19 protein-coding genes and 1 pseudogene are annotated in these 25,706 nt (G+C 71.3%); 2 read left to right on the top strand and 18 right to left on the bottom strand.

Translation table 11 applies throughout. The features are described from left to right. Window positions 1-7 precede the first annotated feature (7 nt). From GPJ59_RS07825 to GPJ59_RS07795, 8 genes and pseudogenes are all read right to left on the bottom strand, one after another. Window positions 8-3,550 carry a DUF6531 domain-containing protein gene (locus tag GPJ59_RS07825; protein ID WP_219665728.1) on the bottom strand — a complete coding sequence of 1,181 codons (3,543 nt, stop codon included), beginning with the start codon at window positions 3,548-3,550 and terminating at the stop codon, window positions 8-10. A 97-nt stretch (window positions 3,551-3,647) separates the two neighbouring features. Then, window positions 3,648-4,226: pseudogene (locus tag GPJ59_RS37200) on the bottom strand (putative T7SS-secreted protein); the annotation flags it as partial. Further along, on the bottom strand, window positions 4,226-4,888 hold the full coding sequence (locus GPJ59_RS07820; protein WP_219665727.1) for a hypothetical protein: 663 nt from the start codon (window positions 4,886-4,888) through the stop codon (window positions 4,226-4,228). The pseudogene GPJ59_RS37200 and the gene GPJ59_RS07820, both read right to left, overlap by 1 nt. Before the next feature lie 152 nt (window positions 4,889-5,040). Further along, the gene (locus GPJ59_RS07815) at window positions 5,041-7,389 is read right to left on the bottom strand and encodes an FG-GAP-like repeat-containing protein (RefSeq protein WP_219665726.1); all 2,349 of its coding nucleotides are present in this window, start codon (window positions 7,387-7,389) and stop codon (window positions 5,041-5,043) included. After that, window positions 7,389-8,570: a transglycosylase family protein gene (locus GPJ59_RS38410; protein ID WP_308120181.1), complete on the bottom strand. Its 1,182-nt coding sequence runs from the start codon at window positions 8,568-8,570 to the stop codon at window positions 7,389-7,391. The genes GPJ59_RS07815 and GPJ59_RS38410 overlap by 1 nt, the downstream gene beginning before the upstream one ends. 61 nt (window positions 8,571-8,631) lie before the next feature. Next, window positions 8,632-10,158 carry a C40 family peptidase gene (locus GPJ59_RS07805; RefSeq protein ID WP_219665725.1) on the bottom strand — a complete coding sequence of 509 codons (1,527 nt, stop codon included), beginning with the start codon at window positions 10,156-10,158 and terminating at the stop codon, window positions 8,632-8,634. Between the two features lie 159 nt (window positions 10,159-10,317). Next, window positions 10,318-10,590, bottom strand: a complete 273-nt coding sequence (locus GPJ59_RS07800) for a hypothetical protein (protein WP_219665724.1) — start codon at window positions 10,588-10,590, stop codon at window positions 10,318-10,320. 4 nt (window positions 10,591-10,594) lie between these two features. After that, window positions 10,595-10,804, bottom strand: coding sequence for a hypothetical protein (locus GPJ59_RS07795; protein ID WP_219665723.1), 210 nt, complete (start codon window positions 10,802-10,804; stop codon window positions 10,595-10,597). Window positions 10,805-11,085: 281 nt separating this feature from the next. Between GPJ59_RS07795 and GPJ59_RS07790 the strand changes: the two genes are divergently transcribed. Beyond that, window positions 11,086-12,072: a helix-turn-helix domain-containing protein gene (locus GPJ59_RS07790; RefSeq protein WP_219665722.1), complete on the top strand. Its 987-nt coding sequence runs from the start codon at window positions 11,086-11,088 to the stop codon at window positions 12,070-12,072. Window positions 12,073-12,210: 138 nt separating this feature from the next. Here the strand turns inward: GPJ59_RS07790 and gatB are convergent, their stop codons facing one another. The 10 genes from gatB to GPJ59_RS07740 all read right to left on the bottom strand — a co-directional run bounded on the left by gatB (window position 12,211) and on the right by GPJ59_RS07740 (window position 24,265). Then, window positions 12,211-13,719 carry an Asp-tRNA(Asn)/Glu-tRNA(Gln) amidotransferase subunit GatB gene (gene gatB / locus GPJ59_RS07785; RefSeq protein ID WP_219665721.1) on the bottom strand — a complete coding sequence of 503 codons (1,509 nt, stop codon included), beginning with the start codon at window positions 13,717-13,719 and terminating at the stop codon, window positions 12,211-12,213. A gap of 16 nt (window positions 13,720-13,735) precedes the next feature. Further along, window positions 13,736-13,975 carry a hypothetical protein gene (locus GPJ59_RS07780; RefSeq protein ID WP_219665720.1) on the bottom strand — a complete coding sequence of 80 codons (240 nt, stop codon included), beginning with the start codon at window positions 13,973-13,975 and terminating at the stop codon, window positions 13,736-13,738. After that, on the bottom strand, window positions 13,972-15,465 hold the full coding sequence (gene gatA / locus GPJ59_RS07775; RefSeq protein ID WP_219665719.1) for an Asp-tRNA(Asn)/Glu-tRNA(Gln) amidotransferase subunit GatA: 1,494 nt from the start codon (window positions 15,463-15,465) through the stop codon (window positions 13,972-13,974). Before gatA ends, GPJ59_RS07780 begins: the two co-directional genes overlap by 4 nt. Window positions 15,466-15,471: 6 nt before the next feature. After that, entirely contained in the window at window positions 15,472-15,768 is a 297-nt protein-coding gene (gene gatC, locus GPJ59_RS07770; protein ID WP_219665718.1) for an Asp-tRNA(Asn)/Glu-tRNA(Gln) amidotransferase subunit GatC, read from the bottom strand. 362 nt (window positions 15,769-16,130) lie between these two features. Further along, complete coding sequence (locus GPJ59_RS07765; protein ID WP_219665717.1) at window positions 16,131-18,311, bottom strand: putative bifunctional diguanylate cyclase/phosphodiesterase; 2,181 nt, start codon at window positions 18,309-18,311, stop codon at window positions 16,131-16,133. Between the two features lie 513 nt (window positions 18,312-18,824). Then, on the bottom strand, window positions 18,825-21,026 hold the full coding sequence (gene ligA, locus GPJ59_RS07760; RefSeq protein ID WP_219665716.1) for an NAD-dependent DNA ligase LigA: 2,202 nt from the start codon (window positions 21,024-21,026) through the stop codon (window positions 18,825-18,827). A gap of 30 nt (window positions 21,027-21,056) precedes the next feature. Next, on the bottom strand, window positions 21,057-22,034 hold the full coding sequence (locus GPJ59_RS07755) for a methionine synthase (protein WP_219665715.1): 978 nt from the start codon (window positions 22,032-22,034) through the stop codon (window positions 21,057-21,059). Beyond that, window positions 22,031-22,720: an SDR family oxidoreductase gene (locus GPJ59_RS07750; protein WP_219665714.1), complete on the bottom strand. Its 690-nt coding sequence runs from the start codon at window positions 22,718-22,720 to the stop codon at window positions 22,031-22,033. The genes GPJ59_RS07755 and GPJ59_RS07750 overlap by 4 nt, the downstream gene beginning before the upstream one ends. 152 nt (window positions 22,721-22,872) lie before the next feature. Beyond that, window positions 22,873-23,217 (bottom strand): DUF1330 domain-containing protein, encoded by a 345-nt coding sequence (locus GPJ59_RS07745; protein WP_219665713.1) that lies wholly within the window; start codon window positions 23,215-23,217, stop codon window positions 22,873-22,875. An 82-nt stretch (window positions 23,218-23,299) separates the two neighbouring features. Then, a complete protein-coding gene (locus GPJ59_RS07740) occupies window positions 23,300-24,265 on the bottom strand; it encodes a GlxA family transcriptional regulator (protein WP_258024026.1) in 966 nt (321 codons plus the stop codon). A gap of 389 nt (window positions 24,266-24,654) precedes the next feature. Between GPJ59_RS07740 and GPJ59_RS07735 the strand changes: the two genes are divergently transcribed. Further along, window positions 24,655-25,578, top strand: a complete 924-nt coding sequence (locus GPJ59_RS07735; protein WP_219665712.1) for an NADP-dependent oxidoreductase — start codon at window positions 24,655-24,657, stop codon at window positions 25,576-25,578. Window positions 25,579-25,706 lie beyond the last annotated feature (128 nt).

The following is a 25,706-nucleotide window of genomic DNA, read 5'->3' as shown; positions in this document are numbered from 1 at the left end:
GCTACTCCTATTCTGCTATATTGGTCCACCATTTTCCACCCTTGAATATCACCGTGGTGAGACGCACTGTGCCATCCGGCATCAATTGCCACATTGCCTCGGCCTCTCGCATGCCCCAGGGGCCTGCGAGGACGGAGCGGGTCTTGCCGAAGGTGCCCCACTGATCCGTGTAGATGTCCTCGAAGCCATTTCTTGTGGCGCCTTCGAGATGCTGGCGAACATAGTCGCGCGAGGATGGCGTGTCGTGAAACCCGATGCTCTTCAGCTGCTCTGCGTTCTGCTTGGCTCTTGGCGAGTTGTGATCATCGGCCTTGATGTCCTTGTTGAAGAGATAGTCGAGCTTTCCTTCGGCGATTTGGGGGCAGCCCTCGGGGGCCAGGCCCAGGGGATCGGACCAGGTGTGGGGGTTGTGGATGTAAGTGGTCGGGTTGGGTGCTGGGGTGAGGCCGAGGGGGTCGGGGGTGAGGTAGCGGGCGGTTTCGGGGTCGTAGGTGCGGAAGTAGTTGTGGTGGAGGCCTGATTCGGGGTCGTAGTACTGGCCCGGGAATCGGAGTGGGGTGTAGGCCGTTGCGTCGCGGTTCCAGGTTGTGGTGCCCCAGAGCGTGGTGCGGGTGTGCCACGCCGTGGTGCCGTCTTCGGCGAGGAGATGGGTGGGGGTGCCCACCAGGTCCGTGACGATCGTGAAGAAGCGATCGTCAACCTCGTCCTGGGCCATGTGCTCCGTCTGAGTGACGGGGTGGAGGCCCTGATGGGTCCAGGTGAGGGTGACCGCGCCGCTGGTTTGCTCGCAGAGGGTTGTGCCGTCCCAGGTGAAGAGGGTCTCCTCGACGACCGTGCCGGTCTGCGACAGGCGCTGCTTGGCTGTCCGGCGGCCCAGGGGGTCGTATCGGTAGCGCCAGCGGGTGCCGTCCGGGGTGGTCACCCCGACCAGCTGGTCTTCGGTGTTCCACTCGTAGCGCCACGTGTCGGGCTTGCGTGAGAGACGGGTCTTCTGGCGGAGCGTGACGCGGCCCAGTGTGTCGTGTTCGTAGCGGATCGTTCCCGCGCGGGTGATGCACGTGCCGGTGTAGGCGCGGTCGCCCTGGGCCTCCGCGCCGAGGTGCCGTGTCGGCCAAGAGGCGGCGGTCTGGTTTCCGGCGTCGTCGTAGGCGTAGCGCTCCGACCAGGAGGAGGCCTCAACGGCAGTGACGCGGGCCGCGGCGTCCAGGGTGAAGGTGCGCGGGCCGGCGAGGGAGTCGTCGATGCCGGTCAGACAGCCGTCGGCTCGGTAGCTGTAGCCCCGCCGCTGGAGGGTGCGGCCGTCCTGCCCGACGACCGACTGGGCGGCGCGGCGGCCCATCACGTCGTACTCGTGGGTCAGGGTGAGCGACGGGTTCAGCGTACGGGTCAGCTCCTGCCCCGCAGCGTCGCGTTCGAAGGTCAGGGTGCGGCCCTCGGTGGTGAGGGCGCCGTGCCGCCCTGCCGCGTCGTACGTCCAGTGGGACTCGGCGCCGCGGGGCGTCGTGCGGCTGGTGCGGCGCCCCAGGGTGTCGTAGCCGTAGGTGAGGGTGCGGCCGTTCACCGTCTCCGAGAGGAGTCTGCCCGTGGCGTCACGGAACCAGGTGACCGTGGCCTCCTGCGAGGATGCCGTCGCGAGGGCGTCGAAGATGTCGTACTCGTAGGTGGTGACCAGGCCTGCCGCGTCCTTGCGGACTACCTGTCCGAGTGTGTTGTGCTCGTACGCCGTGGTCTGGCCGGCGGCGTTGGTGCGTGAGGTCAGGCGCCCGGAAGCGTCGTACCCGTATGTGAGGGTTCGGTCGTCGAAGTCCGTCTCCGACGCCAGTCGGCCCGCCTCGTCGTAGGCATAGTTCCAGGTGAGTCCTTGTGGGTTGGTGACCCCCGTCAGGCGGAGTTCCATGTCGTGCGTGAACGTGTAGCGCGCTCCGTCGGGCCCGGTGCGGGCGGTGAGGAGGTCGAAGTCGCCGTACTCGAAGTGTGTGACTCCGCCGATCGCGTCCGTGTGGGTCAGGCAGTTGCCCTCGCCGTCGTAGGTCCAGGACTCCTCGGTGTCGTCGGCGTTCACGCGGTGCAGGAGGCGGCCTTCGACGCTCCAGGTGACGTGCGTGGTGTGGCCCAGGGGGTCCGTGATGGCGATCGGGCGGCCGAAGGCGTCGCGGGCGTACGTCGTTGTCCCGCCCAGGGGGTCGGTCGCCGAGGCGACCTGGCCTGCCGGGTCGCAGCGGACCGTGGTGGTGTTGCCCAGGGCGTCCGTCACTGAGGCGAGGTGGCCGCGGGTGTCGTACCCGAAGTGGGTCGTGGCGCCGGACGGGTCGGTGACCGAGGTGAGGTTGCCGTGGTCGTCGTAGGTCTGGCGGGTCGCCCTGCCGTCCGGGGCGATCAGCTTCACCGGCAGGCCGAGTGCGTTGTACTCCGCCCGCGATACGCGGCCGTCCGGGCGGGTCACGCCGGTCAGCCGGCCCGCCTCGTCGTACGTGAAGCGGATGGTGTGGCCCAGCGGGTCGGTGCGCACCAGGAGCCGGTTGCGGCGGTCGTGCTCGAAGCGGGTCGTCGCGCCGGTGGGATCGATCTCCGCGGTGATCTGGGCGCGGTCGTTGACCAGGAACTGCGTGGTGTGGCCGAGGGAGTCGGTGAGGGTGGTGCGGCCCGGCTCGTAGGTGAAGCGGACGTTGAGGTGGCCGTTGGTGCCGGACTGGGCGATGCAGCGGTGCCGGTCGTCGTAGACGTAGTCGAAGTGGCGGTCGTTGGTGTCGGTCCAGGAGGTGATCCGGCCCAGCTCGTCGTAGCCGAAACGGAGCGGGCGGCCGGAGGAGTTGGTGACCTCGGTGAGGTGGCCGTCGGTGTAGCCGTAGCGCAGCACCTGGGTGCCGTCGGTCAGGGCGAGGCCGGTTATTCGGCCTTCGGACGTCGTAAGGCGGACCTCGTAACCGCCGCTGTGGGAGATGGCGGCAGGGGCGCCTGCTGCGTCGTACGTGAAGGCGATCCAGGCGCCGTTGCGGTCGTCGAGCTGGGTGAGCAGGCCGTCCTCGGTGAAGTGCCGGACCTGGCCGGTGTCGGGATCGGTGACCGTGTAGCCGCCGTCGTCCTGCTGCTCCAGCGGCCAGCTGCGGCCCAGGCGTGGCAGTACGGGGGCGTCGGGCGAGGGGTGGGGATAGCCGAGCAGGCTGCCGTCCTCGCTGACGAGGACCACGCCCTCGTCGTCGAACTCCAGCCGCTGGTCGACGGTGCAGGCCCAGGTGGGTCCGAACCATCGGCCAAGACGGTACGACGACTCGAACGTCCGGCTGAACACCAGCGGCAGGGAGCCGGGGAGGACCAGGTCGGTCTGGGGGAGCGTCATCCGGCCCGTGGCGACGTCGACGGGGTCTTCCCGGCAGGTCTTGCAGTCGGATTCACGGGACCTGTCGTGCGGGTCGTGGCGCAGCTCGTCGGCGGCCGACGGCGCGTCCGGGTCCTTCGGGCCTCTCGGGGCGTTCGGCGTCTTGGGCGTGTGTGCCAGGTCGTCGGCAAGGCGGGCGGCCGTGGCGGCGCCTCGGGCGCTGCCCGCCAGCATGCCGGCTCCCTTCGAGCCGACGGCTTCCGGGACGAGCTTCCCGCCGAACTCGTCGGGGTCCTTCACCCGGATCGGTGAAACCCGCCGGGCGGGCCGGCAGCGGATCCTGCCGACTCTTCACAGCTGACTCGTAGTCCTTGACCCACGTGTTGTAGGCGCTGCGGGCGTTCTCCGACAGCTTGACCGCGGTCTTGTACTCCTCGATCGCTTCCTTCGCCTGGTTCTGTGCCCATGTCACCGTGTCGGCGAACCGGCCGACCGTGCCGGCCGCCGTCTCGAAGGCGGTCGCGGCCGCGAACCAGCGTGGGGCCTTCTCCTGGACGGAGTCCCGGAAGGCGTCAGCCGTCTCCCCCGAGATGCCGTCCGTGCCGAGCTTCCTCAGGCCTTCCCCGGTGTGGGTGAAGGCCGCGTGGAAATCACGCAGGTGCCCAGCGGTCGTCCGCAGGGCGGCCGCACTTCCGTGGATCAGCTGCCTGGGGTCATCACTCTGGCCGAGTTCGACCTCCCCGACGTCGGCGCCCAGACCGTTCGCCACGGAGTTCGCCGTGTTGCGGACCGCGTTGGCGCCCTCCTGCCAGCCGACGTCCTCCAGCGCGTCAGCGGTCTTGTCACCGAACCATTCGACGGCGTCGCCCGTCAGGGCCGCACCTCGCTCCAGCCAGTTCCCACCACCCATCAGAAACTGCCCCCCTGAGCACCGCGGTGATCACTACCTTGTGCACCGCCCTGCTGTTCTGTGCCTTGGGGGTTGCGTACGCGATCGAGCTCCTCGCGGTCCACTCCCTGCACTTCGGCAAGATTTTCCAACAGGCTGCCGCCGTAGCCCTCGTTGAGCAGACTGTGTTTGGTGGCGGCCCAGGTGCGGTCGAAATCCTCCCTGGCCTGACGGGCCTGCTCCGGCGTCTCCCGCTTGAGCGCGTGATCCGACAGGATCGCGTCCATGGACTTCTTCTCGATCTCGTCCTCCGACGCGTAGGGGTTGCCGATACCGGCATTGAGCAGCACCTTGAACGTGCCCTCGCGGTACTGGTCCTCCTCCCACAACGAACCGGCCGCAATACCCAGGCGGTTGGCCAGGGCGCTGGTGCTGATGACGAGGCTGGCCACACCCATGTCCCAGCGTTCGCAGAAGCCCTCCAAGGCCGAGGCCACCGCCGGATGACCGGCCTCCATACCCGTCAGCGCCAGCCCGCTCATGCCGGACCCGGCCACCGCCGAGGCCTCCGTGCCGAACTCACGCAACTCCCCGATCGCAGACCGCAGGCCGTCCTGGATGTTCTGCACAGCGACCGGATCCATCTCCAAGTCTTTGCTGCCGTCACCGCTCGTCATCCCCACCCCCAAGATTTCCGAGGAGGCTATACGAGGAGACCGACATCTCCAGCGCCGAGCGTCGATGTTTGGCCAGGTCAGCGGCCCCTCCCGGAACGCCATGCGGCCCCGCGCCCGTTTCCGGGTGCGGGGCCGCATGGTGTGGGCCGGGGCGCCGGTCAGAAGCCGGACCAGAGGCCCGTACTGCCGAGCATGTCCGTGCCGCCGGAGACACGGCCGGCGTTGTCGCCCTCGTACATCCTCATGTTGTCGTTGGCGTCGATACCGGCGATGTCACGCATGCCGTCACCGTTGAAATCGCCTGACAGCAGGGAACGGAAGCCCTTCCACAGACCGGTGCTGCCGAGCATGTCGCTGCCGCCGGACAGGTGGCCGGCACCGTCACCGACGTACAGCTTCAGATTGCTGTTCGCGTCGATGCCCGCGATGTCCTGCTTGCCGTCACCGTTGAAGTCACCGGCCGTGATCGCCTTGAAGTTCGCCCACAGGCCGGTGCTGCCCAGCATGTCGCTGCCACCGGAGACGTGGCCCGCGCCGTCACCCACGTACAACTTCAGATTGTTGTCGGCGTCGATGCCGGCGATGTCCTGCTTGCCGTCACCGTTGAAGTCGCCCGCCGTGATCGCCTTGAAGTTCGCCCACAGGCCGGTGCTGCCCAGCATGTCGCTGCCACCGGAAACGTGGCCCGCGCCGTCACCCACGTACAACTTCATGTTGCTGTTCGCGTCGATGCCCGCGATGTCCTGCTTGCCGTCACCGTTGAAGTCACCGGCCGTGATCGCCTTGAAGTTCGCCCACAGGCCGGTGCTGCCCAGCATGTCGCTGCCACCGGAAACGTGGCCCGCGCCGTCACCCACGTACAACTTCATGTTGCTGTTCGCATCGATACCGGCGATGTCCTGCTTGCCGTCACCGTTGAAGTCCGCACCGACCGTCCGTGCCGTCGGACGCGGCTTCGGCGGGGTGGGGCACGTGGTGAGGGGCGTCGGGAAGGCAACGGCCTGGCCCGCCGGAAGCGGGAGGTCGTAGAAGGCCAGGAGGCCCATGCCGTTGCTGTTGGTGATCCAGGGGCCGGCTCCGTCGTGGCCGACGTAGCTGACGCCGGTCGCGCCTGTCGCCGGTCCGGTCAGCCGCAGGTGGACGAACCCGGGGCGGACGGCGACGGCGGCCACGGACACCGGGCTGCCGTTGACGAGGAAGTCGGTCACCGGACCACAGCCGGCGACCAGTGCGTCCGAGGGCCGGCGCAGGGCGATGGTGATCTCGGTGCGGTCGGCGTTCGAGAACCACGCCCGGGCGGGGTCGGGTGCGGTGCTCGCCGTCGTGCTGCCGCCGTAGTAGTCGCGGGCCACGGCGACGAAGTCGCGGTCGGCGAGGTCACGGTAGCCGCCGGCGTAGTAGAAGTGGCAGTTGTCGGGGCCCTGACCGTTCAGGCCCGTGGTGGACAGGACGGTGACTCCGGGGAGGTCGGCGTACCGGCGCTGGGCCTCGCGCTCCTCGTACGAGTTCTGCTGCCGGCCTCCGGCATCGAGGCAGCCGTTGCGGATCTGGTGGGCGTAGACGTGCTGGAGGCCGGGGTAGTCGCTCTTCCAGTCGTCCAGGAGCGAGCGGAAGCCGGCGGTCTGGGCCGCGACGTCGTTGTTGTCGGACTCTCCCTGGTACCAGAAGATCCCGCGGACCTGCTGCTGGACGCCGGCGCGCTGCGCGCGGCCCAGGAGGCGGCCGTAGTTGGTGTCGGCGGCCGCCGGGTTCGCGTCGTTGCGCTGGAAGAAGCCGATCGGCGTCGCTTCGTGCCCGCCCTGGAGCACGGCGACCGGGATGCCGTAGGTGTTCACCACCTGGCGGCCCAGGCGCAGCGCGTACTGGCCGACCGCGCCCGGGGCCTGGTACCCGTCGCCCTCCGCGGTCCGCCACGTGTCGTCCTGGACGGCTGCGGCCGGGTCGCTCGTGGAGGAGCCAAACGTCCGGACCCAGGGCGACCGGTCGCCGTTGCTGGAGTTGGAGGTGTCGGAGGGGTTGTCCGGGTTGGACGGGAACTGCTTGCGGGCTGTGGCGTTGGACTGGCCGTTCACCACGAACACGTCTCCGGCCACGATGTCGCTCCACGTGGCCTGGAGCGTGGCGGTGGACCCGGAGACGGCGTAGAGGCGGAAGGTGTAGCTGTTCAGGCTCGCGTGGATCTCCGGCGCGAACGAGAACGTCGCGCCCGCTCCGCCGACGGGAACGCTGCTGCTGGAGACCTGGGTGCCGTCCCGCAGGACGTCCAGGCGGACGGCCGTCGTACCGGTGCGAGTCACGCTGCCGGCGATCGGGACGACGGCGTTGCCGGAGACCCGGTCGCGGGGGAACAGCTGGTGGTCCCGGGGCGCCTTGGTCAGCTGAACGCCGCTTCCCTCCGCCGCGGCGGGCTGTGCGGCCGCGGTGACGGTGACTGGGGCGGCGAGGGCCAGGGCGAGCGCCGCCGCGCCCGTGACGAGGGCGCGGCGGCGGCGGTGGGTGCCAGCCATCAGAAGCCGGCCCACAGGCCGTTGCTGCCGAGCATGTCGATGCCGCCCGAGACGTGGCCGGCGCCGTCGCCCGTGTACATCTTCATGTTGTCGTTGGCGTCGATACCGGCGATGTCCTGCTTGCCGTCACCGTTGAAGTCACCGGCCATGAGGGAGCGGAAGCCGGCCCACAGGCCGTTGCTGCCGAGCATGTTGCTGCCGCCGGAGACGTGGCCGGCGCCGTCGCCCGTGTAGAGCTTCAGGTTGTTGTTGGCGTCGATGCCCGCGATGTCCTGCTTGCCGTCACCGTTGAAGTCACCGGCGGTGATGGCCTTGAAGTTCTTCCAGAGGCCGGTGCTGCCCAACATGTCGGTGCCGCCAGAGACGTAAAGGCCATCACCCTTGTACATTTTCAGATTGTCGTAGGCGTCAATTCCCACGATGTCCGGGTTACCGTCGCTGTTGAAGTCGCCCGAGGCGATGGACTTGAAGTTTGCCCAGAGTCCCGTGTTCCCGAGCATGTAGTTGTCACCGGGGTAAAGAATGCCGTTGCCGACGGGCTGGTTGATGTACAGCTTGAGATTGTTGTTGGCATCGATTCCGGCGATGTCCGAGCCGATCCTGTTGTAGTTGACAGCCACAAGGGCCTTGAAGTTCTTCCACAGGCCGTTGTCACCCAGCATGTTGCTACCGCCGGAGACATGCCCCGCGCCGTCACCCGTGTACAGCTTCAGATTGTTGTAGGCGTCGATACCGGCGATGTCCGTCTTGCCGTCGCGGTTGAAGTCACCGGCCACCGTCCGCGCCATCGGCTTCGTCGGCAGCGGGTCGGGGGTCGCCGGGTACGGGTCGGCGTGGTCGGCGCCCAGTCCGGCGGCGGGGCCGCAGTTCGGCCAGGCGCCCTGGCCCTGCACGGCGAGGACCTTCTCGGCTATGAGGATCTGCTGCTTCTTGGTGGCCAGGTCGGCGCGGGAGGCGTACGCACCGCCGCCGAAGCCGGTCCAGGTCGAGGCGGAGAACTGCAGGCCGCCGTAGTAGCCGTTGCCGGTGTTGATGCTCCAGTTGCCGCCGCTCTCGCACTGGGCGACCTTGTCCCACGTGGTGACGGAGGCGGCGTCCGCGCCGGTGGTGGCGAGGAGGAGGGAGGAGAGGGAGGCCAGGCCGACGACGGCGGCCGACAGGACCTTCTTGTTCTTGCTCACGGCTGGATGTGCTCGTTTCTGGGTGAGGGACAGCGCGGTTGGAAGGGAGCGGGGCGTTGCTCTAGAAGCCCGCCCAGAGACCGTTGTTGCCGAGCATGTTGATGCCGCCCGAGACGTGACCCGCGTTGTCGCCCTCGTACATCTTCATGTTGTTGTAGGCGTCGATACCGGCGATGTCGCGCTTGCCGTCACCGTTGAAGTCGGCGGAGAGCAGGGAACGGAAGCCCTTCCACAGGCCGTTGTTGCCGAGCATGTCCGAGCCGCCGCCCAGGTGGCCGGCGCCGTCACCGGTGTACAGCTTCAGGTTGTTGTTCGCGTCGATACCGGCGATGTCCTGCTTGCCGTCGGCGTTGAAGTCGCCCGCCGTGATGCCCTTGAAGTTCACCCACAGGCCGTTGTTGCCGAGCATGTCCGAGCCGCCGCCCAGGTGGCCGGCGCCGTCACCGGTGTACAGCTTCAGGTTGTTGTTCGCGTCGATGCCCGCGATGTCCTGCTTGCCGTCGGCGTTGAAGTCACCGGCGGTGATCGACTTGAAGTTGGCCCACAGGCCGTTGTCGCCCAGCATGTTGCTGCCGCCACCGACGTGGCCGGCGCCGTCGCCCGTGTACAGCTTCATGTTGTTGTAGGCGTCGATACCGGCGATGTCCTGCTTGCCGTCGCCGTTGAAGTCGCCCGCGGCGAGGGACTTGAAGTTCTTCCACAGGCCGTTGTCGCCCAGCATGTTGCTGCCGCCGGAAACGTGGCCCGCGCCGTCACCCGTGTACAGCTTCAAGTTGTTGTTGGCGTCGATACCGGCGATGTCCGCCTTGCCGTCACCGTTGAAGTCCGCGCCGACCGTCCGGGCCGCGCCGGAAACCGCCGGCGGGGCGTCGTCGATGATGTTGTCGTAGCGGCGGGGGCTGAAGGTGCCGTGCCCGGACCAGTACGGGTAGGGGATCTCTCGGTGGACCGCGCCGACGCTGCCGGCCTGCTCGTAGGCGTCGTAGCGGGTGTGCTCGGCGTTCGCCCAGCCGTTGAAGATGACGACGTGGCCGCTGGCGCCCGGGTCGGGGTTGAGCAGGACGTCACCGGGCTTGAGGGACTCCTTGGAGATCGAGGAGGTGAACTCCAGGAGGGTGCCGGTGGTCTCGCCGTAGTTGTTGGCCGAGGACGAGGAGAGGTGCCAGGCCATGGAGACGAAGCCGGAGCAGTCCGTGCGGTAGCGGCCGTTCGCGTCGGAGCGGTAGCTGGTCATGCTGTACGGCACTCCCGCGTCCACCCACGTCCGGGCCCGGGCGATGACCTCGGCGCGGCTGATCGGGCCGGCCACGCTCGAATCGGCTGCCAGGCTCTGCGGAGCGGCCAGGAAGGGGGAGGCCTTCTTCCGGCCGGCGGAGGCCGCCGCGTCGAGCTGGGCCCGGGTGGCGGTCGTCGGGTTGGGGACGGTCGGGGTGAACGAGGTGATGGTGCCCTGGTCCGCCTGGGTGGCGATGGACGGCGCCACGGGCGTCTCGGCGGCGTTCGCCGGGACGGTCGTGGTCAGCACGACGGAGGCCAGGCCGGCCGCGAGCAGGGCGGTGGCGGACGTACGGCGCAGAGCGCGGGACATGGGTGTTCTCCAGTGGTGTGCGGGCAGGCCGGAGGAACGGCCGGTGCCGGAAGGTCGAGAAGAGGAGGACGGGCAGCGGGCGCGGCGGGAGCGATCACGCGGGGCCGGGTGCCGGTCGGTCGATGCCTCGAACGAGGCGGAAGTCGGAAGTTCGGTGGATCAGGCGAGGTGGATGGCGAATCCGTGGGTGGCGGCGGGACCTGCCACGCGGCCCAGCAGGGCGCGCATCTGGTTCCGTGCCGTCCCGTCGGACCGGGCGCGGACGAAGAGCACGACGTCGAGACCGCCGTACGGGGCGGGCCGGGCCCGGAGGTGTTCCAGCCCGTCGGAGGGCCTGGCGTGTGCCCACACCAGGTCGTGGACGAGGGGAACGGCCGTCGCGGTGGGCAGGCCGCTGTCCGTGGAGGTCAGGCAGGCGTGGATCATCCGCATCGGGTCAGTCCCAGCCGATGACGCGCAGCGGGACCCCGGAGCCGGCGGCCTGCGGCGTGTCCCAGCCGATCACCTTGGGGCTCGCGGCCCGGACCGAGTCCCAGCCGATGACTGTGGAGCCGCTGCCGAGGGCGGCGGGAGCGACGGCGGCGACGCCGGCGGACAGGAGAGCGGCGAGGCCGGCGGCAGCAGCGAAGTGAGCGCGACGAGACATGGAGATCCCCCCCTGGGACATGCACGAACGGTAGTGGAAGAGTGGTGCGCGCTGCGCCGGTCCGGCCTTTCGGCCCTGGCCTGGGGTGGGGCTCCTGCCCCGCCGTCCCGGTGATCAATATCTTGCTGACCTGCGGCGACGCATGGAAGGGGATACGCCTGTCACCAATGGGCCTGGCACCTTGGTGCCGTTCCCCGACCACCTCCGAACGGGCATTAAGATCAAATCGCCCGGGGGCCGACCGACCTTCGGGGAGTGTCACAGCTGGGGGGCTGAGAACGTTGTTGCAGGCATTGGGGCTGACCGCCCAGGCAGCTGCGGTGTACCGGGAGCTGCTGGCCGAACAGGGCGGCGGAGTGGCCGAGTTGGGGGAACGACTCGGCCTGACGGAGTTCCAGGTACGGGACGGACTGGACCAACTGGTCGATCTGGGGCTGCTCACCGGCTCCCGGGACACGCCGGGCGCGCTCCGGGTCGTCAGCCCGGAGGCCGGTCTCGAACAGATCCTCCGGCGCCAGGAGCAGGACCTCGCCCGTAGGCAGCAGGAACTCGCATTGAGCAGAGCGGCCGCGGCCCGTGCTGTGGCCGAGTTCGCCGACCTGCGGCCGAACACACGGGCGGACGGCGCGGAGCGGCTCGTCGGCCTCGACGCCATCCAGTCCCGGCTGGAGGTGCTCACCCGGGGACTGACCCGGGAGTGCCTCGCGATCATGCCCGGGGGTGCCCAGTCCCGGGCGAGCCTGGACGCCTCCCGGCCGCTGGACGAGGAGGCCATGGCCCGGCACGTCGACATGCGGGTGGTCTACCAGGACAGCGCCAGGAACGACGCGGCGACGCTCGCCTACGCCCAGTGGACGACGGAGCTCGGCGGGCAGGTGCGCACCAGTCCCGTCCTGCCGCCCCGGATGCTGGTCTTCGACCGGGAGACCGCGCTGGTCCCGATCGACCCGGCGAACTCCCGGCTCGGCGCACTGTGCACGACGTCCCCGGGCATCGTGGCCTCGCTCGTCGCTCTGTTCGAGCAGACCTGGGAGACGGCCGTCCCGCTCGGCGCGGCCCGCCCGCAGACGCCGGAGGACGGCATCACCGCCGGGGAGCAGGAGTTGCTGAAGCTCCTGGCGGCGGGGATGACCGACGAGGCGGCCGGCAAGCGGCTGGGTGTCTCCCTGCGGACGGTACGGCGGCAGATGGCGGCGCTCATGGAACGCCTCAACGCGACCAGCCGGTTCGAGGCCGGGCTCAAGGCGGCCCAGCGCGGCTGGTTGTGAGCGGACGGCCCTGAGCAGACTGCCCTGAGCCGACGGCCCTGAGCCGACGGCTCCGAGCCGGCGCCGGTACGACGACGGCCCCGCACCCGGAAACGATCCGGGTGCGGGGCCGTCGTGCTGTGTCGGCCAGGGCTCGGGTTACTCCGAGACGCCCAGTTTCTCCAGGATGAGTTCCTTGACGCGGGCTGCGTCGGCCTGGCCTCGGGTGGTCTTCATGACCGCGCCGACCAGGGCGCCGACCGCGGCGACCTTGCCGCCGCGGATCTTGTCCGCGATGCCGGCGTTGGCGGCGATGGCCTCGTCCACGGCCGCGCCCAGCGCGCCCTCGTCCGAGACGACCTTCAGGCCGCGCTTGTCGACGACCTCGTCCGGGGTGCCCTCGCCCGCGAGGACGCCCTCGATGACCTGGCGCGCCAGCTTGTCGTTGAGGGAGCCCTCCGCGACGAGCGCGGCGACCCGGGCCACGTCGGCCGGGGTCATGGGCAGCTCGTCGAGGCCCTTGCCCTGCTCGTTGGCGTTGCGGGCCAGCTCGCCCATCCACCACTTGCGGGCGGCGGCCGAGTCGGCGCCGGCCTCGATGGTGGCGACGATCAGGTCCACGGCACCGGCGTTGAGGATCGACTGCATGTCGTGCTCGTTGATGCCCCAGTCCTCGCGCAGCCGGTTGCGGCGTACGCGCGGCAGCTCGGGCAGCGTGGCCCGCAGCTCCTCGACCCAGTCGCGCGAGGGGGCCACCGGCACCAGGTCCGGCTCCGGGAAGTAGCGGTAGTCCTCCGCCTCCTCCTTCACGCGGCCCGACGTCGTGGAACCGTCGTCCTCGTGGAAGTGGCGGGTCTCCTGGATGATCGTGCCGCCGGACTGGAGGACCGCGGCGTGCCGCTGGATCTCGAAGCGGGCGGCACGCTCCACCGAGCGCAGGGAGTTGACGTTCTTCGTCTCGCTGCGCGTACCGAACTTCTCGGAGCCCTTCGGCATCAGCGAGAGGTTCACGTCGCACCGCATCTGGCCCATCTCCATGCGGGCCTCGGAGACACCGAGCGCCTTGATGAGCTCGCGCAGTTCGGCGACGTACGCCTTGGCGACCTCGGGAGCGCGCTCGCCGGCGCCGACGATCGGCTTGGTGACGATCTCGATCAGCGGGATGCCGGCGCGGTTGTAGTCCAGGAGGGAGTGCGAGGCGCCGTGGATGCGGCCCGTCGCGCCGCCCACGTGGGTCGACTTGCCGGTGTCCTCCTCCATGTGGGCGCGCTCGATCTCGACGCGGAAGACCTCGCCGTCCTCCAGCTGGACGTCCAGGTAGCCGTTGAAGGCGATCGGCTCGTCGTACTGGGAGGTCTGGAAGTTCTTCGGCATGTCCGGATAGAAGTAGTTCTTCCGGGCGAAGCGGCACCACTCGGCGATCTCGCAGTTGAGCGCGAGGCCGATCTTGATGGCGGACTCGACGCCGATCGCGTTGACGACCGGCAGGGAGCCCGGCAGGCCGAGACAGGTCGGGCAGGTCTGCGAGTTGGGCTCGGCGCCCAGCTCGGTGGAGCAGCCGCAGAACATCTTGGTCCTGGTGCCGAGCTCGACATGGACCTCGAGGCCCATGACGGGGTCGTACGCCGCGAGGGCCGCGTCGTACGACAGGAGTTCAGTGACGGTCACGGTGAAACTTTCCCTCTCAGCCCAGCAGGACGTCGTCGTCGCCCAGGCGCTTCAGCTCCCGGTACAGGATGGCGAGGCCGGTGACGATCGCGGCGGCGGACACAACGGCGTCGACCAGTTGCAGCGTGTCGTGCTCGGAGCGGGCCTTGCGGGCCTGCTTGATCACGCTGATGGCACCGAAGGCGGTGGTGCCGATCGACAGGTACGTACCGGTCTTGGACTTCTTGAAGCCCTTGGCCTTGGTCAGTGCGCTCACAGCGACGGTGCCTCCTCAAGCAGCGGGTGGCCCCAGCGCTCGACGAAGGCGGCCTCGACGGCGGCACCGACCTTGTACAGGCGGTCGTCCTTCATCGCCGGGGCGATGATCTGCAGACCGACCGGCAGGCCGTCCTCCGGCGCGAGGCCGCAGGGCAGCGACATGGCGGCGTTGCCGGCCAGGTTGGTCGGGATGGTGCACAGGTCCGCGAGGTACATCGCCATCGGGTCGTCGGCGCGCTCGCCGATCGGGAAGGCGGTGGTCGGGGTCGTCGGGGAGACGATCACGTCGACCTGCTCGAAGGCCTTCTCGAAGTCGCGGGTGATGAGGGTGCGGACCTTCTGGGCGGAGCCGTAGTACGCGTCGTAGTAGCCGGAGCTGAGCGCGTACGTGCCGAGCATGATGCGGCGCTTGACCTCGGGGCCGAAGCCGGCCTCGCGGGTCAGGGCCGTGACGTCCTCGGCGGACTTGGTGCCGTCGTCGCCGACGCGCAGGCCGTAGCGCATGGCGTCGAAGCGGGCGAGGTTGGAGGAGCACTCCGACGGCGCGATCAGGTAGTACGCGGCCAGCGCCAGGTCGAAGGACGGGCAGTCCAGCTCGACGATCTCGGCGCCCAGCTCCTTGAGGAGCTCGACGGACTCGTCGAAGCGCTGCATGACGCCGGCCTGGTAGCCCTCGCCGCGGAACTGCTTGACGATGCCGACGCGCATGCCGGCCACCGAGCCGTTGCGGGCGGCCTCGACGACCGGCGGGACCGGGGCGTCGATGGAGGTGGAGTCCAGCGGGTCGTGGCCGGCGATGACCTCGTGCAGCAGGGCCGCGTCCAGGACCGTACGGGCGCACGGGCCGCCCTGGTCGAGGGAGGAGGAGAAGGCCACCATGCCGTAGCGGGAGACCCCGCCGTAGGTGGGCTTCACGCCGACGGTCGCGGTGACGGCGGCCGGCTGGCGGATGGAACCGCCGGTGTCGGTGCCGATCGCGAGGGGGGCCTCGTACGCCGCGAGGGACGCGGAGGAGCCGCCGCCGGAGCCGCCGGGGATACGGGTGAGGTCCCAGGGGTTGCCGGTGGGGCCGTACGCGCTGTTCTCGGTGGAGGACCCCATGGCGAACTCGTCCATGTTGGTCTTGCCGAGGATGACGACGTCCGCTTCCTTGAGCTTGCGCGTCAGGGTGGCGTCGTAGGGCGGGATCCAGCCTTCGAGGATCTTGGAGCCGACCGTGGTGGGCACGCCCTTGGTGGTGAAGATGTCCTTCAGCGCGAGCGGTACGCCGGCCAGCGGGCCCAGCTTCTCGCCGGCGGCGCGCTTGGCGTCGACGGCGCGGGCCTGGGCGAGGGCGCCCTCGCGGTCCACGTACAGGAAGGCGTGGACCTTCTCGTCCACGGCCTCGATGCGGGCGAGGTGGGCCTCGGTGACCTCGACGGCCGTGAGGTCGCCGGCGGCGATCTTCTCGGCGATCTCGGCGGCGGTGAGCTTGATGATGTCGGTCATGACGTGTTAGTCCTCCCCCAGGATCTGCGGCACCTTGAAACGCTGCTGCTCCTGTGCCGGGGCGCCGGAGAGCGCCTGCTCGGGGGTGAGCGACGGTCGGACCTCGTCCGCGCGCATGACGTTGGTCAGCGGCAGCGGGTGGGAGGTCGGCGGTACGTCTTGGTCGGCGACCTCGGCGACGCGGGCGACCGCGCCGATGATGTCGTCGAGCTGTCCGGCGAAGTGCTCAAGCTCTTCGTCGGCGAGTTCCAGACGCGCCAGCCGAGCGAGGTGGGCGACCTCCTCGCGCGTGATGCCAGGCATGCAGCGATCCTCTGGGGTGAGTGTGTAGTTTCGGGGCCAATCCTATGGGGCTCGGCCCCTGGGTGCCGAAACGGTTAAGGCTGGGGGGTCGGCGCTGCTGCTGGTGGTGGCCGCTGCGCGGGGTCTTTCCCCTCCCCGCCCCTTCCCGTAACCGGGGGCTCCGCCCCCGGACCCCCCTATACGTGCGCTTCGCGCCCGTGCGCTCAAACGCCGCGCGGGCTGGATAGGTGCGCCCATATCCAGCCCCGCCGGCGTTTGAGGCGCGGGGGTCCGGGGGCGGAGCCCCCGAAGGCGGGGTCCGGGGCGATGCCCCCGGTTACGGGAAGGGGCGGGGAGGGGAAGGGCCCCGCGCAGCGGGAGGGTCAGGACGCCGGGGTGTCCGACAGTTCTGCCGTGATGTCCGCCGGGCGGCGCCAGCCTCGTTCGCCGCGGGCCAGGAGCCAGGCCGTGGCCTCCTGCGGGGGCATGGCGGCGGCGACGAGCCAGCCCTGGACGGCGTCGCAGCCGAGGACGCGCAGGTGCTCCCAGGTCTCGTCGTCCTCGACGCCCTCGGCGACGACCAGCAGGCCGAGCGAGTGGGCGAGGTCGACCGTGCAGCGGACGATCTCCGCGTCCTGGGCGTCGACCGCCAGCCGGGCCACGAACGAGCGGTCGATCTTCAGCTCGCTGACGGGCAGGCGGCGCAGGTGGACCAGGGAGGAGTAGCCGGTGCCGAAGTCGTCCAGGGACATCTTCACGCCGTGCCCGGTCAGGCCGGCCATGGTGTCGGCGGCGCGCTGGGGGTCTTCCAGGAGGACGTGCTCGGTTATCTCCAGCTGGAGGGCGCCCGCCGGTACGCCGTGCCGGGCGAGGCGGGCGGCGACGGCGCCGGCGAAGCCGGGGGTGTGCACGTCGCGCGGGGAGACGTTGACGGCGACCGGGACCTTCAGGCCCTGGGCGCGCCAGCGGGCGACCTGGGCCAGCGCGGTCTCCAGGACGTACTCGGTCAGGTGCGGCATCAGCCCGGAGGTCTCGGCGATGGCGATGAACTCGTCCGGGGGGACCCGGCCGCGCTCGGGGTGCACCCAGCGGACCAGGGCCTCCAGGCCGGCCACCTGGCCGTCGAAGCGGACCTTGGGCTGGTAGTGCAGCTCGACCTCGCCCGCGTCGAGGGCGCGGCGCAGGTCGCCGAGCAGGCCGAGGCGGTCGGGGGTGTTGCTGTCGCGCTTGGACTCGTAGACCTCGACGCCGGTGCGGTCGCGCTTGGCCTGGTACATGGCGACGTCGGCGCGGCGCAGCAGGCCCTCGGCGTCGAGGGCGTGGTCGGGGAAGACGGCCAGGCCCGCGCTGGCCTCCAGGACGAGGGTGAGGCCGTCGAGGTCGAGCGGGGAGCTGAGCTCGGCGACGAGGTGGCGGGCGACCCGCTGGGCGCTGGTCTGGGAGTCGGCGACGGGCAGGAGGACGGCGAACTCGTCGCCGCCCAGGCGGGCGGCCTCGGCGTCCTCGGGGAGGGCCTGACGCAGGCGCTCGGCGATCTGGAGGAGGAGCCGGTCGCCCGCCAGATGGCCGAGTGTGTCGTTGACGGCGCGGAAGCGGTCCAGGTCGATCAGCACAAGAGCTGACCGGGTGCCCAAACGTTCAGCCTCGTCCAGGGCGGTCCAGGCGCGTTCCAGCAGCCACTGCCGGTTGGGCAGGCCGGTCAGCGGGTCGCGCAGCTGCTCCTCGGCGCGGGCGCGGGCGATCCACAGGGTGGAGTCGAGGGCGATGAGCGGGACCGCGAACAGCGGCAGCAGGACAGGCAGGGTGACGGCGACGACGCAGATCAGCGGGGCGATGCCGAGCAGGGCGATGGCCACCAGGCCCTGGCGCAGCAGGGCCGTCCGGGCGACGGTGGGCAGGCCGCCGCCGCGCGGGGACAGCGCGAACCACAGCAGTGCGCGGGTGACGAGCAGGTAGGCGACGGCGACCAGCAGCACCTCGGGCGCCGCGGACGGGGTCCAGTCGGTCGGCCGCCAGGGCGCCTCGACGGTGGGGGTCTGGCCGAAGGCGGCGAGGACGAGGGCGCCCGCGCCGATGCCGAGGATGTCGACGGAGCCGTGCAGCAGGCCCTGGCGCCAGCGGTGCCGGCGGGCGGCGCCGACGAGGGAGACCACGGCCAGGGAGACCAGGCCGGCGGGGATCCAGCCGTACAGGAGCAGGACGCCGAGGGTGAGGGCGGCGCCCGAGCCGGTGCCGCCCCACCAGCGGTCCCGGCCGAGCGCGACGAGGTGGCCGACGATGATGCCGGTGAGCAGGGCCAGCGCCCAGCCGGCGGTGCCGCCGGGGAACAGGGCTTGACGGTCGGTCAGGGCGCGGACGAGGCCGAGGGCGAGGAGGACGAAGGCCAGTCCCATGGTGGCGAAGGGCAGCGCGGTACGCCACCCGGGTCCGGCCGCGGGCGCGCCGGCGTCCAGCGGGTGCGTCTCGGGTGTCCTGGCACCCAGGACACCGAACCTCCCCGTCCGCACGGACGGTGCGTCCCCGCCGAATTCAGGTGACGGGTCGGCGCTTTCGGTGGGTTCCATACCCGTCCCTCTCACAGCCGGCGATGCCGATGTCACGCGATGGCCCCGATGTCATGCCATCACGGCTGGAATCGCACCACGCAGCCGTGCACGACAGGCGCACCCCTCAACAGTAGGCCGCAGGAGGCTCCCAGGGGCAGCGGTCGGCGGCGGTTGCCCGAATGCGACCCAGCCATCCTCATCAGTACGGTATCCGCCGAACGGGTGAGTTCGGACCGGGCCCCCCACGTCACCCGTCCGATGATCCGACAGGTCACGGCCCTGCGGCTAGCCCTCAACCAGCCGTTCACGACGGCCTCTCGCACCCGGCGTGCGCCCGCCCGTGCGGCCACACGCCTCGCTCCCGCTCGCCGTCACCTCCTTCCCCGGGCCGGCTCGGACGGGTGACCGGCCGTCACTTCCCGCCGGCCGCCACTTCCCGTCGGCCGTCACTTCCCGTCGGCCGTCACTTCCCGACGGGCGTCACTCCCCGCCGCCCGTCACTTCCCGCCGGCCGTCACTCCCCACCGCCCGTCACTCCCCGCCGGGCGCGGCGCCCTCCACCGGAAGGGCGGCTTCGCGCGCCGCGTCCGGGCCCTGCTCCAGCAGCACCTCGAAGCCCGCGTCGTCGAGGATCGCCAGCTTCAGCTGCACGGCCTTGTCGTACTTGGAGCCGGGGTTGTCGCCGACCACGACGAACGAGGTCTTCTTCGACACCGACCCGGTGACCTTCGCGCCGCGGCTCTGCAGAGCCTCCTTGGCGCCGTCCCGGGTGTGGTTCTGCAGCGTGCCGGTGACGACGACGGTCAGGCCCTCCAGCGGGCGCGGACCCTCCTCCTCGCCGGAGCCCTCCTCCTCCATCCGGACGCCGGCCGCCCGCCACTTGCGCAGGATCTCCTGGTGCCAGTCGACCGCGAACCACTCCTTGAGGGAGGCGGCGATGATCGGGCCGACCCCGTCGGTGGCGGCCAGCTCCTCCTCGGTGGCCTGCTCGATCCGCTCGACGGAACGGAACTCGCGGGCCAGCGCCTCGGCGGCGACCGGGCCGACGTGGCGGATCGACAGGCCGTTGATGACGCGGGCCAGCGGGCGGTCCTTGGCGGCCTCGATGTTCGCCAGCATCGCCAGGGTGTTCTTCTTCGGCTCGCCCTTCTGGTTGGCGAAGACCGTGACGATCTTCTCCTCGCCCGTCTTCGGGTCCCGCTTGGGCAGCCCGCTGTCGGGGTCCAGCACGTACGCCTTGATGGGCAGCAGCTGCTCGACCGTCAGGTCGAAGAGGTCGCCCTCGTCGCGCATCGGCGGCTCGGCCGGCTCCAGCGGCCGGGTGAGGGCGGCCGCGGCCACCGCGCCGAAGTTCTCGATGTCCAGGCACTGCCGGCCGCCCAGGTAGAACAGCCGCTCGCGCAGCTGCGCCGGGCAGGTCTGCCCGTTGGGGCAGCGCAGGTCGATGTCGCCCTCCTTCATCGGGCGCAGCGGCGTGCCGCACTCGGGGCACTCGGCGGGCATCACGAACTCCCGCTCGGTGCCGTCGCGCAGGTCCACCACCGGGCCGAGGATCTCGGGGATCACGTCGCCGGCCTTGCGCAGCACGACGGTGTCGCCGATGAGCACGCCCTTGGCCTTGACCACGTCCTGGTTGTGCAGGGTGGCGAACTCGACCTCGGAGCCGGCCACCTTCACCGGCTCCACCTGGGCGTACGGGGTGACCCGCCCGGTGCGGCCGACGCCGACCTTGATATCGATCAGCCTGCTGTTGACCTCCTCCGGCGCGTACTTCCACGCGATGGCCCAGCGCGGGGCGCGGGCGGTGGAGCCGAGCCGGCCCTGGAGCCGGATCTCGTCCAGCTTGACCACGACGCCGTCGATCTCGTGCTCGACGGAGTGCCGGTGCTCGCCGAAGTACGCGATGAACTCCCGGACTTCGTCCAGGCCGGCGACCACCTTGTTGTGTCTGGCGGTGGGCAGGCCCCACTCGTGCAGCAGGTCGTACGCCTGCGACAGGCTCGCGATCTCCAGGCCCTCGCGGGCGCCGATGCCGTGCACCACCATGTGCAGCGGGCGGGTCGCGGTGACCTTGGGGTCCTTCTGGCGCAGCGATCCCGCCGCCGCGTTGCGCGGGTTGGCGAAGGGCTTGTCGCCCGCCTCGACCAGGCGGGCGTTGAGCTCCTCGAACTTCTCCATCGGGAAGAAGACCTCGCCGCGGATCTCCACCAGGGCCGGGATCCGGTCGCCCTTGAGGCGGTCGGGGATCTCGGCGATGGTGCGCACGTTGGGCGTGATGTCCTCGCCGGTGCGGCCGTCGCCGCGGGTGGCGGCCCGGGTCAGGCGCCCGTGCTCGTAGGTGAGGTTGACGGCGAGGCCGTCCACCTTCAGCTCGCACAGGTAGTGGTAGTCGGCGGTGCCGGCGTCCCGCGCCACCCGTTCGGCCCAGGCGGCCAGCTCCTCGTCGTCGAACGCGTTGTCCAGGGACATCATGCGCTCGCGGTGCTCGACGGAGGCGAAATCCGTCTCGTACGCCCCGGCCACCTTCTGGGTGGGCGAGTCGGGCGTGCGCAGCTCCGCGTACTGCTCCTCCAGTGCCTCCAGGGAGCGCAGCAGCTTGTCGAACTCGGCGTCGCTGATGACCGGCTGGTCGCTGACGTAGTACCGGAAGCGGTGCTCCTCGACCTGCTCGGCCAGCAACTGGTGCTGCTCACGCACCTGCGCCGGTACCGTCTCCTGCTGTTCGGCTGCCATGCCGTGTCCTCCCGTGGCCCCGTCGGTCCGTCACTCAGGGTTGTCGGCGAGCGACCTCGCCGCCCTGACGCAGTGGGCCTGAACCGCACGGGCGTAAGCGGGCGAGGCGCCCGCCAGACCGCACGACGGAGTGACCACGACGGACTCGGCGAGAGTCCCCGGGGCCAGCCCCAGCCTGCGCCAAAGCTTCCTGACACCCATGACGCTACCCGCAGGGTCTGACAACGCGACGTCGGTGCCCGGCACCACTCCGGCGAAGAGTTTCAGGCCACCCTCGACGGACTCGCCGATGGCGTCGTCCTCGCGCTCGGTGAGCAGCGAGAAATCGAACGAGACGCCCGCCGCGCCGGCCCGCCGCAGCAGCGCGAACGGCACCTCGGGGGCGCACGAGTGGACGACCACGTCCCCGTCGTGGACCGCGAACAGGTCCCGCAGTGCCCCCTCGACGACCTGCCGGTCCACGGCCCGGTAGGTCCGGTAGCCGCTGGCACTGCGCACCCGCCCGCGCAGGACGGCCGTCAGCGAGGGCTCGTCGAACTGGAGCACGATCTCGGCGCCCGGCACCCGCTTGCGTACGTCGGCCAGGTGCGCCCGCAGTCCCTCGGCGAGGGACCCGGCGAGGTCGCGGCAGGCGCCGGCGTCCTGGAGAACGGCCTCGCCGCCGCGCAGCTCCAGGGCGGCGGCGAGCGTCCACGGGCCGACGGCCTGGACCTTCAGCCGGCCCTCGTAGCCCTGGGTGAACTCCTCCAGGGCGTCGAGGTCCTCCCCGAGCCAGGAGCGGGACCGTTTGGTGTCCCGGCCGGGCCGGTCGCTGACCCGCCAGCCGCTCGGCTCGACGTGCGCGTACAGGTCCACGAGCAGGCCGAGGGAGCGCCCGATCATGTCGGCGCCGGGGCCCCGGGCGGGCAGCTCGGGCAGGTACGCGAAGTCCTCGAAGGTCCCGGTGACCGTCCTGGCCGCCTCGCGGGCGTCGCCGCCCGGCAGGGAGCCGACTCCGGTGGCCGTCATCGGCCCGGCCGGACGGTCAGGTCGTTCACCTCGGCGTCCCGCGGCAGGTCGACGGCCATGACGATGGTCGTGGCCACGGACTCGGGGTCGATCCAGGCCGCGGGATCGTAGTCCTTGCCCTCCTGGGAGTGCACCTTGGCCTGCATGGGCGTGGCGGTGCGGCCCGGGTAGACGGAGGTGACGCGCACGCCGTTGGCCCGCTCCTCGCCGCGCAGGGAGTCGGCGAGGGCCTTGAGCCCGTGCTTGGAGGCGGCGTACGCGCTCCAGTCGGGGTGGGCGTTCAGGCCGGCGCCGGAGTTCACGAAGACGACCTGGCCCTGGGAGGCCCGCAGGGTGGGCAGCAGGAGGCGGGTGATCTCGGCGGGGGCGATCAGGTTCACGTTGAGCTGCTGGTGCCAGGTCTTGGGGCGCAGCTCGGCCACGGGTCCGAGGTCCACGATGCCGGCGACGTGCAGCAGGGAGTCGAGCCGCTCGGGCAGGGCCTGGTGGGAGAAGGCCCAGGAGATCCGGTCGGGGTCGGCGAGGTCGGCGACGAGGGCGCGCGAGCCGGGGTAGCGGGCGGTGAGCTCCTTGCCGCGGGCGGCGTCGCGGGCGAGGAGGATCAGGTCGTCGCCGCGGGCGTGCAGGCGGGCGGCGACGGCGGCGCCGATGCCGGAGCCGGCACCGGTGATGAGATGAGTAGCCATGCGCCCATGCTCGCACCCCGCCGGCCGGCGCCGGGCCCCTGTCCGGGGCGGTGACGGCCGGGGCGGGCAGCGGCCGCCCCGCACCGGGGCACCGCGCCCGTTCAGCCTTGCGCCTTTCGTACCCGGACGGGTACGCAGCCCGGCGCGCAGCGTCAGAGGCCGGCCCCGGCGCGCAGGGCCGCCGCCGTCCTGGCCGGGTCGTAGTCGGCCGGGACGCCCTCGACCAGGACGACCTCGCCCTCCATGTGGCGGGTGCGCAGCGGGATCAGGGCCTGGTAGGCCTCGGAGGCGTACCAGGCGCGGGCGGCGGCGATGCCGGGGAAGCCGATCACCACGACCGTGCCGGGCCAGGGGCCCTCCACCACCTCGACCTGCGCGCCGTGGACGAGGAAGCGGCCGCCGAAGGGGTCCAGGGTGGACTGGATGGTCTCGATGTAGCGGAGGATGTCCTCGTTCATCGTTTCGGGGCGTATGTGGCCGATGGCATAAGCCGTCATGTCTCTTCGCTCCTCGGGGAGTCGGACTCCGTACGAGGACGATCGTGCCGCGCCGCGCCCGTCGGGGCGATTACCCGAGAGGTCATGCCGCGGCGGGCTGGAAGGTACGGCGGTAGGCGATCGGCGAGACGCCGAACGCGGCCCGCATGTGCTGGCGCAGGGAGCCCGCCGAGCCGAAGCCGGCCCGGTGCGCGACGAGGTCGACGGGCAGGTCGGTGGTCTCCAGCAACTGCCGTGCGAGCTCCAGGCGCTGGGCGGTGAGCCACTGGACCGGCGTCATGCCGACCTCGTCGCGGAAGCGCCGGGTGAAGGTGCGCAGGCTCATCCGGGCGTGGTCGGCCAGCTCGGCGAGGGAGAGCGGGGTGTCCAGGCGCTCCAGGGCCCAGGCGCGCGTCGCGGTGGTGGTGGCGACGGTCGGCTCGGGGACGGGGCGGTCGATGTACTGGGCCTGGCCGCCGTCGCGCCACGGCGGTACGACGCAGATCCGCGCGGCCCGGTTGGCGACGGCGGCGCCGTGGTCGCGGCGGATCATGTGCAGGCACAGGTCCACGCCGGCGGCCACGCCCGCCGAGGTCAGGACGTCGCCGTCGTCGACGAAGAGGACCTCCTCGTCGACCTTGACCGTGGGGTAGGTGCGGCGGAACTCCGGGGCCAGGTGCCAGTGGGTGGTGGCGGGCCGGCCGTCGAGCAGTCCGGCCGCGGCCAGCACGTAGGAGCCGGTGCAGATGGACACCAGGCGGGTGCCGGGCCGGATGCCGGCGATGGCGGCGGTGACCTCGGGGGGCAGCGGGCCGCCGCGGCCCAGCTCGGGCATGGCGTGGGTGGGCGGCACGATGACGGTGTCGGCGGCGGCCATGGCCTCGGGGCCGGCCGCGGGCTGCACGGTGAAGCCGGCGTCGGTGAGCACGGGGGCGCCGTCTGCGGTGCAGACGGTGACCTCGTACAGCGGGCGGCCCTCGGCGTCCATGGCGCTGCCGAAGACCCGGGAGGGCATGCCGAGCTCGAAGGGGGGCACGCCGGGGAGGGCGAGCACGGCGATGCGGTGCAGGCGGCCTGCGGGAGGCGCTGCCGGGGCTTCGACCGGGGGCTCGGCCGGGGCTTCGGCGGTGCCGGCCGGTGCGGCGGTGCCGGGCTCGGCGGGGGCTTCGGCGGTGCCGGGTGCGGTGCTGCCGGGCACGGCACGGCCGCCAAGCCCGGCGCCGGGCGCCGCCCCGTCCCGGTCGCCGCCGGATCCCGGTCCCGGTCCCGGTCCCGGTCCCGGTCCCGGTCCCGGTCCTGGTCCCGGTCCCGTCATCCGCATCTCGCTCATGGCCAGATCCTGTCACATAGTGGCCATCCGGCCAACACCACGGGCGGTGGCGCTGCCGGATCGTGGACTGCGTCGCGCCGGGAGACGCCCGGCGCCGAACAGATCGAGACGAGAACGAGGCGGACAGCATGCGTGCGGTGGTCGTGGAGCAGTGGGGCGGACCCGAGACCCTGGTCGAGCGGGAGGTCGAGCGCCCGGAGCCGGGGCTGAACGAGGTCCTGGTCAAGGTGCACGCGGCCGGGGTGAACCCGGTGGACTGGAAGGTCCGGGAGAACGGCGCCCTGATCGAGTGGGGCCCGGTCCCGGTGCTCGGCTGGGACGTGTCCGGCACGGTGGAGGCCGTCGGTCCCGGCGTGACGGTGTTCCGGCCCGGCGACGAGGTCTTCGGGATGCCACTCTTCCCGCGGCAGGCGGGCGGCTACGCCGAGTACGTGGTGGCCCCGGCCCGGCACCTCGCGCCCAAGCCGGAGTCCCTGACCCACGTGGAGGCCGCGGCGCTGCCGCTGGCCGCGCTGACCGCCTGGCAGGCCCTGGTGGACGCGGCCGACGTGCGCCCCGGTGAGCGGGTGCTGGTGCACGCGGCGGCCGGCGGCGTCGGCCACTTCGCCGTGCAGATCGCCAAGGCCCGCGGCGCGTACGTCATCGGCACCGCCAGCGCTGCCAAGCACGACCTGCTGCGGGAGCTGGGCGCCGACGAGGTGGTCGACTACCGCGCGGTGCGCTTCGAGGACGTCGTGTCCGACATCGACGTCGTGCTGGACGGGCTCGGCGGGGAGACCGCCGAGCGATCCCTGGACGTGCTCCGCGCCGGTGGCCGGCTGATCACGCTGCCCGGCCCGGACAGCGTCCCCGCGCCGCGGGACGGGCTGCGGGCGGACTGGGTGCTGGTCGAGCCGGACCACCTGGGCCTGCGCGAGATCGCGGCCCTGGTGGCGCGGGGCGAGCTGAAGCCGCTGGTGGAGACGGTGCTGCCGCTGGCCGAGGCGGCGAAGGCGCACGAGATCGGCGCGCGGGGCCGCACCACGGGCAAGATCGTCCTGACGGTCGCCTGAGAGAGGGGTCGCCCGACGGCGGTCGCCGGACCGGCCGGACCCGCCCGCGCGCTGTGTCCGGTTCGCCCGGCCCGCGCGCCGTGTCCGGTCCGCCCGCCAGCGCCCCCTGTCCGCCCGGCCCGCGAGCC

Source organism: Streptomyces bambusae (assembly GCF_019400985.1).
Taxonomy (GTDB): domain Bacteria; phylum Actinomycetota; class Actinomycetes; order Streptomycetales; family Streptomycetaceae; genus Streptomyces; species Streptomyces bambusae_A.
The sequence above is the reverse complement of the archived record's forward strand: the minus strand, read 5'-3'. Positions and strand labels throughout refer to the sequence as shown.